Source organism: Streptomyces sp. NPDC016309 (genome assembly GCF_043077235.1).
Taxonomy (GTDB): domain Bacteria; phylum Actinomycetota; class Actinomycetes; order Streptomycetales; family Streptomycetaceae; genus Streptomyces.
The window spans coordinates 47147-61775 of the sequence record NZ_JBIBSG010000010.1 but is presented as its reverse complement, the minus strand read 5'-3'; the positions used below and the strand labels follow the sequence as shown (position 1 = coordinate 61775).

General features: G+C 74.2%; 14 protein-coding genes and 3 tRNA genes. 8 read left to right on the top strand and 9 right to left on the bottom strand.

The window, feature by feature from the left end; genetic code table 11:
- Nucleotides 1-26: 26 nt before the first annotated feature.
- Nucleotides 27-452, bottom strand: coding sequence for an organic hydroperoxide resistance protein (locus ACF068_RS24760; RefSeq protein WP_392276487.1), 426 nt, complete (start codon nucleotides 450-452; stop codon nucleotides 27-29).
- Nucleotides 453-518: 66 nt separating this feature from the next.
- Nucleotides 519-1538, bottom strand: coding sequence for an NADP-dependent oxidoreductase (locus ACF068_RS24755; protein ID WP_392276486.1), 1020 nt, complete (start codon nucleotides 1536-1538; stop codon nucleotides 519-521).
- A gap of 109 nt (nucleotides 1539-1647) precedes the next feature.
- On the opposite strand from ACF068_RS24755, the gene ACF068_RS24750 reads away from it, so the two are divergent.
- Entirely contained in the window at nucleotides 1648-2082 is a 435-nt protein-coding gene (locus ACF068_RS24750) for a MarR family winged helix-turn-helix transcriptional regulator (protein ID WP_392276485.1), read from the top strand.
- A gap of 162 nt (nucleotides 2083-2244) precedes the next feature.
- Here the strand turns inward: ACF068_RS24750 and ACF068_RS24745 are convergent, their stop codons facing one another.
- Nucleotides 2245-3060 carry a hypothetical protein gene (locus tag ACF068_RS24745; RefSeq protein ID WP_392276484.1) on the bottom strand — a complete coding sequence of 272 codons (816 nt, stop codon included), beginning with the start codon at nucleotides 3058-3060 and terminating at the stop codon, nucleotides 2245-2247.
- A 121-nt stretch (nucleotides 3061-3181) separates the two neighbouring features.
- Here ACF068_RS24745 and ACF068_RS24740 point away from each other — a divergent pair, with 121 nt between their 5' ends.
- The 4 genes from ACF068_RS24740 (at nucleotide 3182) to ACF068_RS24725 (ending at nucleotide 8273) form a co-directional block, all read left to right on the top strand.
- Nucleotides 3182-3754 (top strand): hypothetical protein, encoded by a 573-nt coding sequence (locus tag ACF068_RS24740; protein ID WP_392276483.1) that lies wholly within the window; start codon nucleotides 3182-3184, stop codon nucleotides 3752-3754.
- Between the two features lie 224 nt (nucleotides 3755-3978).
- A complete protein-coding gene (locus ACF068_RS24735; RefSeq protein WP_392276482.1) occupies nucleotides 3979-5022 on the top strand; it encodes a rod shape-determining protein in 1044 nt (347 codons plus the stop codon).
- A gap of 463 nt (nucleotides 5023-5485) precedes the next feature.
- Nucleotides 5486-6958, top strand: coding sequence for an acyl-CoA synthetase (locus ACF068_RS24730; RefSeq protein WP_392276481.1), 1473 nt, complete (start codon nucleotides 5486-5488; stop codon nucleotides 6956-6958).
- A complete protein-coding gene (locus ACF068_RS24725; protein WP_392276480.1) occupies nucleotides 6951-8273 on the top strand; it encodes a carboxyl transferase domain-containing protein in 1323 nt (440 codons plus the stop codon). The genes ACF068_RS24730 and ACF068_RS24725 overlap by 8 nt, the downstream gene beginning before the upstream one ends.
- 160 nt (nucleotides 8274-8433) lie before the next feature.
- Here the strand turns inward: ACF068_RS24725 and ACF068_RS24720 are convergent, their stop codons facing one another.
- Nucleotides 8434-8925 carry a MarR family winged helix-turn-helix transcriptional regulator gene (locus tag ACF068_RS24720; RefSeq protein WP_392276479.1) on the bottom strand — a complete coding sequence of 164 codons (492 nt, stop codon included), beginning with the start codon at nucleotides 8923-8925 and terminating at the stop codon, nucleotides 8434-8436.
- A gap of 102 nt (nucleotides 8926-9027) precedes the next feature.
- Between ACF068_RS24720 and ACF068_RS24715 the strand changes: the two genes are divergently transcribed.
- Nucleotides 9028-9441 carry an organic hydroperoxide resistance protein gene (locus ACF068_RS24715; protein ID WP_392276478.1) on the top strand — a complete coding sequence of 138 codons (414 nt, stop codon included), beginning with the start codon at nucleotides 9028-9030 and terminating at the stop codon, nucleotides 9439-9441.
- On the opposite strand, the gene istB is transcribed toward ACF068_RS24715, so the two are convergent.
- From istB to ACF068_RS24690, 5 genes are all read right to left on the bottom strand, one after another.
- Nucleotides 9431-10633: an IS21-like element helper ATPase IstB gene (gene istB, locus ACF068_RS24710; RefSeq protein WP_392276477.1), complete on the bottom strand. Its 1203-nt coding sequence runs from the start codon at nucleotides 10631-10633 to the stop codon at nucleotides 9431-9433. The two genes, ACF068_RS24715 and istB, sit on opposite strands and share 11 nt — an antisense overlap.
- Before the next feature lie 172 nt (nucleotides 10634-10805).
- Nucleotides 10806-11933, bottom strand: coding sequence for an NADH:flavin oxidoreductase (locus ACF068_RS24705; RefSeq protein WP_392276476.1), 1128 nt, complete (start codon nucleotides 11931-11933; stop codon nucleotides 10806-10808).
- A gap of 288 nt (nucleotides 11934-12221) precedes the next feature.
- Nucleotides 12222-12295 (bottom strand) — tRNA-Ile (locus ACF068_RS24700).
- Nucleotides 12296-12482: 187 nt separating this feature from the next.
- Nucleotides 12483-12555, bottom strand: a tRNA-Asn gene (locus ACF068_RS24695).
- Between the two features lie 5 nt (nucleotides 12556-12560).
- A tRNA-Asn gene (locus ACF068_RS24690) sits at nucleotides 12561-12633 on the bottom strand.
- Nucleotides 12634-12804: 171 nt separating this feature from the next.
- Here ACF068_RS24690 and ACF068_RS24685 point away from each other — a divergent pair.
- A complete protein-coding gene (locus ACF068_RS24685; RefSeq protein WP_392276475.1) occupies nucleotides 12805-13107 on the top strand; it encodes a YtxH domain-containing protein in 303 nt (100 codons plus the stop codon).
- A gap of 21 nt (nucleotides 13108-13128) precedes the next feature.
- Nucleotides 13129-14571 (top strand): FGGY family carbohydrate kinase, encoded by a 1443-nt coding sequence (locus tag ACF068_RS24680; protein WP_392276474.1) that lies wholly within the window; start codon nucleotides 13129-13131, stop codon nucleotides 14569-14571.
- Nucleotides 14572-14629: the final 58 nt, after the last annotated feature.

Here is a 14629-nt window from a genome sequence, read left to right as displayed (position 1 = left end):
CCCTCCGGCGCGTACGGGCGGTGCGATCAGGCGACGTCGAGGTCGACCGTGATGTTGCCGCGGGTGGCCTTGGAGTACGGGCAGACCTGGTGGGCCTTCTCGATGAGCTCCTTGGCGGTGGCGGCGCTGACGTTCGGGATCTTCGCGGAGATCTTGACGATGATCCCGAAGCCGTCGGCGTTCTTGCCGATGCCGACCTCGGCGGTGACCGTCGAGCCGGTGATGTCGGCGCCCTCCTGGCGGGCGACGACGCCGAGCGCGCCCTGGAAGCAGGCGCTGTAACCGGCGGCGAAGAGCTGCTCGGGGTTGGTGCCCTCGCCGGACCCGCCCATCTCCTTGGGCGGGTTCACGACGACGTCGAGCTTGCCGTCGTTGGTGGCCACGCGGCCGTCACGGCCGTTCTCGGCGGTGGCGACGGCGGTGTACAGGACGTCGGACTGCTGGATCGACATGTAAGAGGTTTCCTCCTGTGTGGCGCCGCGACTCGCGCCCGTGATCGCGGCGGGCTGGAGGTGAGCCTATCGGGTGAGTGAAACGATCATCTTGCCGGTGTTCTCGCCGCGCAGCATGCCGAGGAACGCCTCGACGCCGTTCTCCATGCCCTCGACGACGGTCTCCTTGTACTTCAGCTCACCGGAGGCCAGCCAGCCGGCGACCTCCTTGACGAACTGCGGCTGGAGCGCCGCGTGGTCGCCCACGAGCATGCCCTGGATGCGCAGCCGCTTGCCGATGACCAGCGCGAGGTTGTGCGGGGCGGGGGTCGGCTCGGTGCTGTTGTACTGGGCGATCATGCCGCAGATGGTGGCGCGGCCGTGCACGTTGAAGGACGAGATCGCGGCTTCCAGGTGCTCGCCGCCGACGTTGTCGAAGTAGACGTCGATGCCGTCCGGGGCCGCTTCCTTGAGCTGGGCGGCGACGGGGCCGTTCTTGTAGTTGAAGGCGGCGTCGAAGCCGTACTCCTCAGTGAGGAGCCGGACCTTCTCGTCGGAGCCGGCCGAGCCGATGACCCGGGAGGCGCCGCGGAGCTTCGCCATCTGGCCGACCTGGCTGCCGACGGCGCCGGCCGCGCCGGAGACGAAGACCACGTCGCCCTCCGTGAAGGACGCGACGTCGAAGAGACCGGCGTAGGCGGTGAGGCCGGTCATGCCGAGGACGCCGAGGTACGCGGAGAGGGGGGCGAGGGATGCGTCGACCTTGGTGGCGTGCTTGGCGTTCACGTCCGCGTACTCGCGCCAGCCGAGGCCGTGCAGGACGTGGTCGCCCACCGCGAAGCCCTCGGCGGCGGAGGCGATGACCTCACCGACCGCGCCGCCCTCCATGGGCCGGTCGAGCTGGAACGGCGGTACGTACGACTTCACGTCGTTCATGCGGCCGCGCATGTAGGGGTCGACCGAGAAGTGCAGGTTGCGGACGAGGATCCGGCCCTCGGCCGGCGCGGCGACGGGCGCCTCGCGGAGAGCGAAGTCCTCGGGCGCGGGCCAGCCGTGCGGGCGGGCGACGAGGTGCCATTCGCGGCCGGACGCGGGAAGAGCGGACATGGTGCGGGCCTCCTGGTATTGCTGCACGCCGTGCGTGTTTCGTTCACTACCTGAAACAACCATGCGCCTGGATATTTCAGGTTGTCAAGTAAATGGGTATCCTGGACCCATGTCCAGCAGACGCACAGACCCGCTCACCCTCGAAGTGGTCGAGCTCATCGGCTCGGTGGTGACCCGCTACCACGAGGAGTACGAGCAGGCCGCCGCGCAGCACTCCCTGACCGGCGCCCAGGCCCGTGTCCTCGGGCTGCTCGCCCTGGAGCCGACGCCCATGCGCCGCATCGCGCAGTCGCTGCGGTGCGAGCCGTCCAACGTGACCGGCATCGTGGACCGCCTGGAGGCGCGCGGCCTGGTGGAACGCCGGCCGGACCCGGCCGACCGCCGGGTCAAGATCGCGGCGGCCACGGAGGAGGGCCGCGCCACGGCCCGCCGCCTCCGCGAGGCCCTCGACTTCGCGCGCGAACCCCTCGCCGCCCTTTCCGAGGCCGAACGCACCGCCCTCCGCGACCTCCTCCGCCGCATGCTGGGCACGCCGGGCGAGTAGGGAGCGTCCGCACAGTACCGGCGCCCACCCCGGGGGGGCGCCGGTACTTCGACGACGTCGGCGCGGGGCTGCCGGGTGACGGGCCTTCGGAGTAGGGGCCGCCGGCCCGTGACCCGGCTCAGGGGCCGGGGCCCGATCGGCCGGGGTGCGGGGTGCCGGGGGTCAGACGCACCACCAGAGGAACCAGTCGCACGACTCGGTCGGGGTGGGTTCCGGGGTGGGGTCGGCGGGTGGCGGGGGCTCTTCGGGGGCCGGGTCCTCGGGGGCGGGGTCGCCAGGGTCGCCCGGGTCACCGGGGTCGCCGGGCCCGCCCGGAGGCGGGTCCTCGGGGGCCGGGTCGTCCTGGCCCGGGTCCTCGGGGGTACCCGGCTCCTCGGGGTCGCCCGACGGCTGCGGGGCGGACGGGCCGGTGCCCGGCTCGCCACCCGGCGCCGAGGCGGACGCGCCGGGCGCGTGCGACGGCGCGCCGGAGCCCTCGTCGCCGGGACCCGCGCCCTCCTCGGGGCCGGCCGTGGCGGACGTCGCCGTCACCGGTTCGGCGACCGGGCTCGGGCCGTCCGGCACCTCGGAGCCCTCCGGCCGGGCGGGCAGCGGGTCCGGGAGGGCCTCGTCGTCCTGCCGTACGGCGGTGGCGGAACCGTCCTCACCCGGGTGCTCGATCGCCAGCTCGGCCAGGCTCAGCAGCCCGGCCGCCAGGACGAGCGCGCCCACCACGGTGAGCAGCTTGCGCCCCCGCCGCTTGCGGGCACGGCGCCCCGCCGGGCGCGCCCGGCGGGCGGGCGGCTGGGCACGGCGCGCCTGGCCGCGGGCACGACGGGGCCCCGCGGGCGGATGCTCCTCGTCCCGGTCCAGCTCGTAGACGTGCTCCGCCGCGGACGTCTGGGCGTCGTCGTGCCGGAGCTCCTCGACGGGCGTTCCGCAGCCGGCACAGGCCAGGGCGCCGTTGAGGTGCCTCTGACACTGGTGGCAGTAATCCATGGCGCCCGCAGATTATGCGCCGCCGGGACACCGGAGGTACCCGCGACTGTGAGGATCCTGTGTGGAAAGTGCCGACACCCGGCGCGCCGTTCCCTTCGCGTGGAACGGGCAGGATGTCGGCATGACAGCCTCCGGCGCGCCCTCCGCCCCGTTCGGTCCGCTCGACTTCCAGCTCGTCCTGCTGCGCCGGATGGCCGACCACCAGCCGGGCCTCGTGGAGGACGCCCGCCGCCGGCTGGGCGTGTCGATCGCCGGCATGCGGGAGGCCAACCGCCGCTGGCAGGCGATGACCCGTGCCCCCCGGTCACGGGGCGCGCTCACCCGCTACCGCTCGGTGCTCGGTGAACCCGAGTCCCGCACCCGCCGCGCCATCGGCGACCTGGAGTGCGACGCCCTGCTGTGGCCCGTGCCGCTCTGGCCGGACCTCCGCTTCGAGGTGCTGGCCGCGCCCGGCGGCGGGGCGGTGTGGAACGAGTGGCTCGTCCGGGCGCCCGGCGCGGCCGGCCCCGAGCTGCGTACGGTCGCCGACCTCCGCCCCTGGAGCTGCACGGTCGACGAGGTGGCCCGCGCCTTCGCGCCGGCCCGTCCGATGGAGGGCAGCGCGCCCACCCGGTGGCGGTTGGCGTTCACCCCGCCCGGCGCGGAGCCGTGCGTGGCCGAGTTCACCTGGGGACTGCTCCAACGGCTCGTGTGAACCGGCCGTGTGCCCGGCCCGTACGCCCTGCCTGTACGCCCCGCCCGCACGCCCGGTTGGTAGCCGCGCCGCACGGCCGCCGCACGCCCCGGCCACGGCCGCCCCACCGGCCCCGCGTCGCTCCTTCGGCCGCTGTCTGTCACCCCGTCAGCTCCCCCGGCGCGCGCGGCCCGCCCGGCGCACGCACGATGCGAGGACGTACCGCTCCTGGGAGGATCCGCACCGTGACCGTCAGTCTCGAGCAGTTGCGCCGCTGCCATGTCGCCGTCGACCTGGGGGCCGCCAGGACCCGGGTCTTCATCAAGGGTGTGGGGCTCGTCGTCGACGAGCCGAGCGTCGCCGCCGTCAACACCCGTACCGGGGCCCTGATCGCCGTGGGCGAGTTCGCGGAGAAGATGACCGGCCGCACCCCCGACTACATCCGCGTCGTGCGCCCCGTCTCGGGCGGCACCGTCGTCGACATCGAGATGGCCCAGCGGATGCTGCGCCACCTCCTCGGCGAGAAGCTCCGCCGCCAGCTCCGCCGCAAGCCGATGCTGCGGGCCGCCGCGTGCACCCCGCACGACAGCGACCCGCTCGCCCAGCGCGCCACGATCGAGACGCTCGTCGGGCTCGGCGCCCGCCGTGTGGAGTTGGTGGACACCCTGATCGCGGCGGCGGTCGGCTGCGGGCTGCCGGTGGAGGAGCCCACCGCCACCATGATCCTGGTGTGCGGGGCCGCCACCACCCAGGTCGCCGTACTGTCGCTGGGCGCGATCGTCACCGCCGAGCGCATCCCGGTCGGCGGCAACGCCATCGACCACGCCGTCATCCAGTACCTGCGCCACCAGCACGAGCTGATGCTGCCGAGCCAGTCGGTGCGCCCGCTCCAGCTCGCCCTGCACGGCAACGGCCTCACCCCGCACGGCCCGGCGTCCACCGAGATCCACGGGCGGGACGTGGCGACGGGGCTGGCCCGCTCCGTGCTGGTCGACACGGCCGCCGTGCGCCAGGCGCTGCACACACCGCTGACGACGGTGCTCGACGGCATCGGGAAGGTGCTGCGGGACTGCCCGCCGGACCTGGTCGCCGACCTCGTGGACCGCGGCATCATGATGGTCGGCGGCAGCGCGCTGCTGCCCGGCCTCGACCAGATGCTGCGCAACGCGACGGGCATGCCCGTGCAGATCGCCGAACGGCCCGACATCTGCGCCGTCCTGGGCCTCGGGGCGATGCTGGAGGGCCGCGTCCAGCCCATCACGCTGAACCCGCTCGCCGAGGCCGAGTGACCCGTGGGCGCCCGGCGGGGGCGCCCGGATCCCACCGCGGGCGGGTGCCGCGCCCCTGACGGGCGCGCCCCGCCCGCGCCCCGTCCCGCACCGCCCCGGCACCCCCGCACCTCCCCCGCCCGCGCCCGCGCCCGGCGAGCCCGCACCCGCCGCACCCCTCCCCCGCGCCCGGGGCCGCGTCCTCCTCCGCGAGCCCCCCGGCGGCACCCGGCCCTCCCGGTCCCGCCCCCGCCGCCGTACGCGCGAGCACTCGTCGCAGCCGGGCGCGAGGACCACCGGACCGCTGGACGGTACGGGCGCTCGAGCCCGGACCGTACCCCGCACGAGCAGCGCCGGAACTGCGGCGAACAGCACACTCGGCATCGCTTCCGCCCGGGCGTCGACGGGGAGAATGGTGGGGCCCGTGACCGCAGATGGACAGCCCCGCGCGGACCCCTGCGCGGCGTTGCGAGGAGGACGACGAGTGAGTTCGCTCTTTCCGGCCCTGGACGCCGGATCCGAACGGCCCGCGCTGCGGTTCGGGGACCGTTCGCTGACGTACGGCGAACTGCGGGCCGTCGCCGGTTCGCTGGCCGCCCGGCTGGACGGAGCGGGGCGCGTCGCCGTGTGGGCCACGCCCACGCTGGAGACGGCGGTCGCCGTGGTCGCCGCGCTGCTGGCGGGCGTGCCGGCCGTACCGCTCAACCCGAAGACGGGTGAGCGCGAGCTGACGCACATCGTCACCGACAGCGGCCCGGCGCTCGTCCTGGCCGCCGCGGACGCCGAACTACCCCCTGCCCTGGCGTCGTTGCCCCGGACCGACATCCCCACCGGCGTCCCCGCCGACGGGTCCGGGGACCGGGGCGGGGCCGGGGTCCCGCCGCGCGCCGAGCCGGCGTCGCCCGCGGACCCGGCGCTGGTCGTCTACACCTCCGGCACCACCGGCCCGCCCAAGGGCGCGGTGCTGTCCCGCCGGGCCGTCGCCGCGACCCTGGACGCGCTGGAGGACGCCTGGGGATGGACGTCCGACGACGTCCTGGTGCACGCCCTGCCCCTCTTCCACGTCCACGGGCTGATCCTGGGCGTGCTGGGACCGCTGCGGCGCGGCGGATCGGTGCGCCACCTGGGCCGGTTCACCACCGGCGGGGTGGCGCGGGAGCTGGCGGACGGCGGGACGATGCTGTTCGGCGTACCGACGATGTACCACCGCGTCGCCGAAGCCCTGGCGGACGAGCCGCAGTTGGCCAAGGCGCTGGCCGGCGCGCGGCTGCTGGTGTCGGGGTCGGCGGCGCTGCCCGTGCACGACCACGAGCGGATCGCCGCGCTGACGGGACGGCGGGTGATCGAGCGGTACGGGATGACGGAGACGCTGATGAACACCAGCGTCCGGGCGGACGACGTCGAGCCGCGCACCGGCTCGGTCGGCGTCCCGCTGCCCGGGGTCGACCTGCGGCTGGTCGAGGAGGACGGCACGGAGATCACGGCGTACGACGGGGAGACGGTCGGCGAGATCCAGGTGCGCGGCCCGAACCTGTTCACCGAGTACCTGAACCGGCCCGACGCCACGGCCGCCGCGTTCGACGGGACCTGGTTCCGCACCGGCGACATGGCGGTCCGGGACGCGGACGGGTCGGTACGGATCGTGGGGCGCAAGGCGACCGACCTGATCAAGAGCGGCGGTTACAAGATCGGCGCGGGTGAGATCGAGAACGCGCTGCTCGACCACCCGGGGGTGCGGGAGGCCGCCGTGACCGGGGAACCGGACGCCGACCTGGGCGAGCGGATCGTGGCGTGGGTCGTCCCCGCCGACCCGGGGGCGCCGCCGTCCGGGCAGGAGCTGGCCGACCACGTCGCGGCGCAGCTCGCCCCGCACAAACGGCCCCGGGTGGTCCGGTACCTGGAGGTGCTGCCCCGCAACGACATGGGCAAGATCCTGAAGCGGGCGCTCCGTGGCTGAGCGCCTGTCCGCCCGCGAGGCCGTCGCGCTGGTCACCGACGCCTTCACGGAGCACACCCCGCCCGGCCGGACGTGCGCGCCGGACGGCCCGCTGTCCTGGGAGGGGTACGGCGCCTCCCGCGCGCGTGCCGCCGAGCGCACGGGCGAGGCCGAGTCCGTGGTGTACGGCAGGGCGCTGGCCGGCGGCCGGCCGTGCGCGGTGCTGGCCTTCGAGTTCGGGTTCCTCGGCGGCTCGCTGGGCGAGCGGGCGGGCGACCGGCTGGAGGCGGCGTACCGGCTGGCGCGGGAGGAGCGGATCCCGCTGGTCTCGCTGGTCGCGACCGGGGGCAGCCGGATGCAGGAGGGCATGGTCGCGCTGACCCAGCTCCAGCGGGTGGCGCGCGAGTCGGTGCTGCTGCGGGAGGCCGGCGTGCCGCACGTCGCGGTGCTGCGCGACCCGGCGACCGGTGGCGGCTGGGCGACGGTGGGGGCGGGTGCCGACGTGATCCTGGCGCTGCCCGGGGCGCAGGTGGGGTTCGCCGGGTCGCGGGTGCGCCCGCCGGACGCCGACCCGGCCGCGTACACGGCCGAGGGCCAGCTCGCGGCGGGGCATGTCGACGCGGTCGTGCGCCCGGAGGAGCTGCGCGGGACGGTGGCGCGCTGGCTGGCCGCGCTGACCGGCCCCGCGCCGGAGGTCCCGCCGCCCTCCGCGCTCGCCGGCACCGCGCTGCCCGCGAGCGGCTGGGACGCGGTGCGGCAGGCGCGTGACCCGGCCCGCCCGCGCGCCGAGGCGTATCTGGACGCGTACTTCACGGACCGGCTGCCGCTCGTCGGCGACCGCTGCGGGGGTACGGACCCGGGGACGCTGTGCGGCGTCGGGATCCGCGCCGGGGCGGGCGCGGTGGCGTACGTCGCCCAGTGCGGGACGGCGACCCGCCCGGCGGGTTATCGCACGGCGGCCCGGGTGATCCGGCTCGCCGACCGGCTCGGCATCCCGGTGCTGACGCTCGTCGACACCCCCGGCGCGGCGAACGACGCCGAGGCGGAGCGGGCGGGTGCGGGCGCGGCGATCGCGGACGCGTTCGCGGCCGTCGCCGGTGCGCGGGTCGGGGTGACGACGCTCCTGATCGGCGAGGGCGGTTCGGGCGGCGCGCTGGCCCTGGCCGCGCCCGGCAACACCTGGGCCACCCGGGACAGTTACTTCTCGGTGATCGCCCCGGAGCTGGCGGCGGCCATCCTGAAGCGCCCGCCCGAGGAGGCGCCGCGCACGGCGGAGCAGCTCCGCCTGCGCCCCCAGGACCTGCTGGACCTCGGGCTGGTGCGCGGCATCGTCTGACGACGGGCCGGCGCGCCCGGCGGCCCCGCCGGGCGCGCGCCCGGCCCGCTCCCCCGCCGCTCACCCCCTCCGGCGCGCCCCGCATCGCCCGGGGGGCGGCTCACTCCTCCGTGGCGCTGTCCTCCCCGGCCCGCTCCTTCGTGACTCACTCCTCCGTGGCTCACTCCTCCGTGGCGCAGTCCGCCGTGGCGCCGGCCTCCGCGGCGTCCAGGGCGGTGGTCAGTTCCTCGAGCCGGTCGCGCAGCGCGCGGATCTCCTCCAGGGGCAGCCCGGTGGCGACGGCGATCCGGCGCGGGACGCCGACGGCGCGCTCCCGCAGCTCGGTGCCCGCGGGGGTGGGCCGGGCGGTGACGGACCGCTCGTCCTCGGCACTGCGCCGCCGCTCGACGTACCCGGCCGCTTCCAGGCGCTTCAGGAGCGGGGACAGGGTGCCGGAGTCCAGCCGCAGGTGCTCGCCGATCCGCTTGACCGGCAGCTCGCCGTGTTCCCAGAGGACCAGCATCACCAGGTACTGGGGGTAGGTGAGGCCGAGGTCCTTGAGCGCGGTGCGGTAGACGCCGTTGAAGGCGCGTGTGGCGGCGTGCAGCGAGAAGCAGATCTGGTGGTCGAGGCGGAGGAAGTCCTCGTCCCGCACGGTCCCGAACGTGTCCATGGACACAGGGTACGCGAACGCGATTCAGTTGTGCACAACTGAATCGTGCGATACAAATATCTCCGGCACCACGCCACGCACCCTTCCGAGAGGACGAGTCCCATGGACGCCCTGTACACCGCTGTCGCCACCGCCAACGGCCGCGAGGGCCGCGCGGTCAGCTCCGACGGCCAGATCGACCTTCCGCTCGGCTTCCCCCAGGCGCTGGGCGGCAACGGCCAGGGCACCAACCCCGAGCAGCTCTTCGCCGCCGGGTACGCGGCGTGCTTCGCCAGCGCGATGGGCTCGATAGGCCGCCAGGAGAAGATCGACGTCAAGGACGCCTCGGTGACCGCCGAGGTCAGCATCGGCAAGGACACGGACGGCGGCTTCGGCCTCGCGGTCGTGATGCGCGTCGAGCTCCCGGACCACCTCCAGGGCGAGGCCGGCCGTGACCTGCTGGAGAAGACCCACGCGTACTGCCCCTACTCCAAGGCCACGCGCGGCAACATCCCGGTCGAGCTCGTCATCGAGTGAGGCTCGGGTCCAGCCGGCGCGTGCGGTAGCTGTCGGCGTCGAGGGTGACCACCTCCGCGTGGTGGACCAGCCGGTCCACCGTCGCGGAGGCCGTCGCGCCGTCGCCGAACACCTCGTCCCACCGGCCGAGCGGCCGGTTGCCGGTGACGATCAGCGAACCCCGCTCGTAGCGGTGCGAGACAAGCTGGAAGAGGAGCTGCGCCACCTCGGCGTCGAAGGGCACGTACCCCACCTCGTCGACCACGAGCAGCGGGTACGCGTCCAGCCGGGCCAGCTCCTCGCGCAGCCGTCCCGCGGCCCGGGCGTCCGCGAGCCGGGTGCCCCACTCGGCGGCGGTGGCGAACAGCACCTGGTGGCCCGCCTGACACGCCCGTACGCCCAGGGCGACGGCCAGGTGGGTCTTGCCGGTGCCGGGACCGCCCAGCAGCACCACGTTCGCCTTCCGGCCCACGAAGTCCACCTTCCCGAGCCGGGCGATCACCTGCGGCCCGGGCGCCCGCAGGTGCCCCTCGTCGAACGTCTCCAGCACCTTCCGGGCCGGGAACCCCGCGGCCTCGATCCGCCCCTCGGCCCCGGCCGCCGGCTCCTCCGGCGTTTCCCGCCGCCCCTCCCGCTGGGCCGGTACGGCCGCCTCCGGGGGCGCCCCCGGCACGGGGTGCTGCCTGGCCTCGTGCGCGGCCATGGGCCCGGACATGTAGGCGAGGATCGCGGCCGAGGCGATGAACGCCATATGGATCACCGTCCCCCACAACAGGTCGTGCCGGGGGGTGTGGTGCACGTCCACGAACATCTGGAGCAGGTGCACCGAGGAGATCCCCACGATGGCGGTGGCCAGCTTCACCTTCAGCACGTTGGAGTTGACGTGCGACAGCCACTCGGGCTGGTCCCGGTGCCCCTGGAGGCCGATCCGGGACACGAAGGTCTCGTACCCCCCGACGATCACCATGATCAGCAGATTGGCGATCATCACCACGTCGACCAGCTTGAGCACGGCCAGCATGACGTGCGTCTCGTCCGCGTGACCGCTGATGACGTGGTGGACGAGGTGCCACAGCTCGTTGAAGAACTTGTAGACGTACACCCCCTGTGCCGCCACCAGACCGAAGTACAGCGGGGCCTGGAGCCAGCGGGTCGCGAAGAGGGCGCACCCCAGGGTGGTCATGGTCGACGGGGGCGGGGCGGAGCGGGACACGAGACCTCCAACGGCCGGGAGGTTCGTCATTCTTGTGCGCTGCCACCGACAATCTGAATTCGTGCCACCCGTTGGGGTTAATAGAATTCCAGTAGGACAACACCCCTTGCCGCCGGAAACGGAACACCCCCCGCCGGAGGACCGGCGGGGGGTGCGACGGCGAAAGCAGACGTCAGCTCAGCGTCTTGAGCGCCGCCACGTCGTAGGGCTTCAGCTCGTCCAGGCGGTTCGCCAGCACCTTCGCCGCCCACTGGGGGTCCTGGAGCAGGGCGCGGCCGACGGCGACCAGGTCGAACTCGTCGCGCTCCAGGCGGTCGAGCAGGTTGTCGATGCCCTGGAGCGGGGCGCCCTCGCCCATGAACGCCCGGATGAAGTCGCCGTCCAGGCCGACGGACCCGACGGTGATGGCGGGCCGGCCGGTGAGCTTCTTGGTCCAGCCGGCGAGGTTCAGGTCCGACCCCTCGAACTCCGGCACCCAGTAGCGGCGGGTGGAGGCGTGGAAGGCGTCGACACCGGCCGCGGCGAGCGGGGTCAGGATCGCCTCCAGCTCCTCCGGGGTCTCGGCCAGCCGGGCGTCGTAGGCGTCCTGCTTCCACTGGGAGTAGCGGAAGAGGACCGGGAAGCCGGGCGAGACGGCCTCACGCACGGCGGCCACGATCTCGGCCGCGAACTTCGTGCGGGCCACCGGGTCGCCGCCGTAGGCGTCGGTACGGCGGTTCGTGCCCGCCCACAGGAACTGGTCGAGGAGGTAGCCGTGGGCGCCGTGCAGTTCGACGCCGTCGAAGCCGATGCGCTCGGCGGCCGCGGCGGCCTCCGCGAAGGCGCCGATGACGTCGTCCAGGTCACCCCGGGTCATCGCCCTGCCGGCACCCTCGGTGCCGTCGAGGCGGATACCGGAGGGGCCGACCGCGGGAGCGCCGGCGAAGGGCGGGTCGTCCTGCCGCCGCACCATGCCGATGTGCCAGAGCTGCGGCACGATCGTGCCGCCCGCCGCGTGCACGGCCTCGGCGACGGCGGCCCACCCCGCGAGCTGCTCCTCGCCGTGGAACCGGGGCACCCGGTCGCTCTGCCCGGCCGACTCGTGGCCGACGTACGTCCCCTCCGTGACGATCAGCCCGACCCCCGCGGCGGCACGGCGGGCGTAGTACGACCGCACGTCCTCGCCGGGCACGCCGCCCGGGGAGAACTGGCGCGTCATCGGCGCCATCACGATGCGGTTGGGAACGGTCAGACCGTTCAGCGTGACGGGCCGGGAGAGGATGTCGGCCGCGCGGGAGGCGGCGGGCTCGGTGACGGTCACGGGGGTGCTCCTCGGAGGTACCAGACGGTATGTGCACGTGCATTGAACGCGTGCATGCGTCAACCTCCCCGCTCGCGCCCCGATTCCCGGCCACCGCCCGGACCACCCTGTGATCCGGGACACGCCGGCCCCGCGGAAAGGGGCGGGGGCCGGACCGCCGGACAGGCGGCCCGTGTACGGCACTTCACGGCCGTGGGACACCCGGGGGAAGCGGTCACCCCGGGGGCACTGCGGTGCTTCGAGCACCGAAAGCGCTGCTCGAATCGTTTCTTCACCGCTGGACTGCGGTGGGGCGGGTGGGACTCGAACCCACGGCCGACGGATTATGAGTCCGCTGCTCTAACCGGCTGAGCTACCGCCCCTTACGGCGCGTCGCGCACATTTGTGCGCGCCGTCTGCCGCAGCATAGCCGCTCATACGATCTCCTGCTCCGGATGGTCGGCAACGCACGACCATGGAGACCGCGCCGCGGCCCGGATGGTTCCCGCCGGGGGCGAACCGGGTCGGAAAAACAAGGAGAGGGCCTCGAAAGGCCCTCTCCTGGTACCGCTCCCCCGACTGGACTCGAACCAGTAACCCTCCGGTTAACAGCCGAATGCTCTGCCAATTGAGCTACAGGGGATCGCGCTCCCCCGACTGGACTCGAACCAGTAACCTGCCGGTTAACAGCCGGCTGCTCTGCCAATTGAGCTACAGGGGATTGCTGCGTTGCACCGAACGTACCCACCTGGGGTCTCCCGGGCGGCGCTCGCTCGCTGCGACACATACATTAGCGCAAGCAGGGGGGTGCTCCGCCAATCGGTTCCCCGGGGTGATCTCCGGCCCTTACGGGTAGGCGGCCAGCACCGACGCCTACGGAAGGGTGGCAGCCATGCGGTACAAGGTCACGTTCGTCGTTGGACTGACCCTCGGTTACGTCCTCGGCACCCGTGCCGGACGGGAGCGCTACGAACAGCTCCGCAAGTCCGCGCGCGAGTTCTCCCACAACCCGGCGGTGCGCAATGCCGCCGAATCGGCCGCGCAGACCGGGCGGGAGGTGGCCGGCAAGGCGCTGCACACCGTGAGCGACAAGGTCGGCGACCGGATGCCCGAGTCGGTGGCCGAGCGGGTGCGCTCGCTGCGGGAGCGCAGCCAGGGCAACGGCCAGGACGAGTGGGGGACCAGTAACACCTAGGGTGCGGCAGAATCTATCCCCATGGGGATAGTCGCCGGGTTGGACAGTTCGTCGGGTTTCACGCGCATCGTCGTCTGTGACACGGAAACGGGTGCGGTGCTGCGGCAGGGCTACGCACCGCACCCCGTCGAACCGAAGGCCACGGAGGTCGACCCGCAGGCGTGGCTGCTGTCGCTGGGCGAGGCCGCGTCGGGCGGGCTGCTCGAGGGCGTCCAGGCGATCGGTGTGTCCGCCCAGCAGCACGGTCTGGTGCCGCTGGACCGGCAGGGCTCGCTGGTGCGCCCGGCGCTGGTCGGCAACGACAAGCGGGCCCAGGTGGCGGCCGCGGACCTGGTCGAGGCGCTCGGCGGGCGCCGGGCGTGGGCCGAGGCGGTCGGCTGCGTACCGCAGGCGGCGCAGCCGGTGGCCAAGTTGCGGTGGCTCGCCCGGACGGAGCCTGAGGCGGCGGCGCGGGTGGCGATGGTGCTCCAGCCGCACGACTGGCTGGTGTGGCAGCTCCTGGGCCGTCCGGTGCGCCGGACCACGGACCGGGGCGCCGCCTCGGGCACCGGCTACTGGTCGGCGGGTTCGGGTGCGTACCGGCCGGACCTGGTGGAGCTGGCGCTGGGGCACCAGGCGGCGCTGCCGGAGGTGCTGGGGCCCGCCGAGGCCGCCGGGATGACTCCCGAGGGGCTGCTGATCTCGGCGGGGACCGGCGAGACCATGGCGGCCGCGCTCGGGCTGGGGCTCGGGCTCGGGGACGCCGTGGTGTCGCTCGGGGCGTCGGGGTCGGTGATGGCGGTGCATCACGAGGCGTCGGCCGATCCGCACGGGATGATCACGGCGTTCGCGGACGCGGCGGGCATGCACCTGCCGGTCGTCCACACGTCGAACGCGGTACGGGCGTTGCGCGGGACCGCCGAGATGCTGGGCCTGGGCGGGGGCCTGGAGGAGCTGTCGGCGCTGGCGCTGAAGTCGACGCCGGGCGCCTCGGGGCTGGTGCTGCTGCCGTACCTGGAGGGTGAGCGCACTCCGCAGCTCCCGCACACGGCCGGGACGCTGAGCGGGCTGCGGCGCGAGTCGATGAAGCCCGAGCACCTGGCGCGGGCGGCGTTCGAGGGCATGCTGTGCTCGCTGGCGGACGCGATGGACGTGCTGCGCGGGCGGGGCGTGGAGGTGCGGCGGGTGTTCCTGTTGGGGGCGGCGGCGGAGCTGCCCGCGGTGCAGGCGGCCGCGCCGGCGATCTTCGGCGCGCAGGTGGTCGTACCCCAGCCGGCCGATTACGCGGCGCTCGGCGCGGCACGGCAGGCGGCGTGGGCGCTGGGGGTCTCGCAGGGCGTGCTGTCGCCGCAGTCCCCGCCGGCCTGGCAGGGCGCCGCCGCCCAGGTGTTCGAGCCGGGCGAGGAGCTCGCGGTCGGGCAGGCGGTGCGCCAGCAGTACGGGGCGACGCGCGAGCAGCTCCATCCCGGGGCGTTCTCGCTCTAGCGAGCGGTTGGGGCGGAAACGGGGGCCGCGGCGGCGGAGGCGGAGGGTCCGGGCGTGG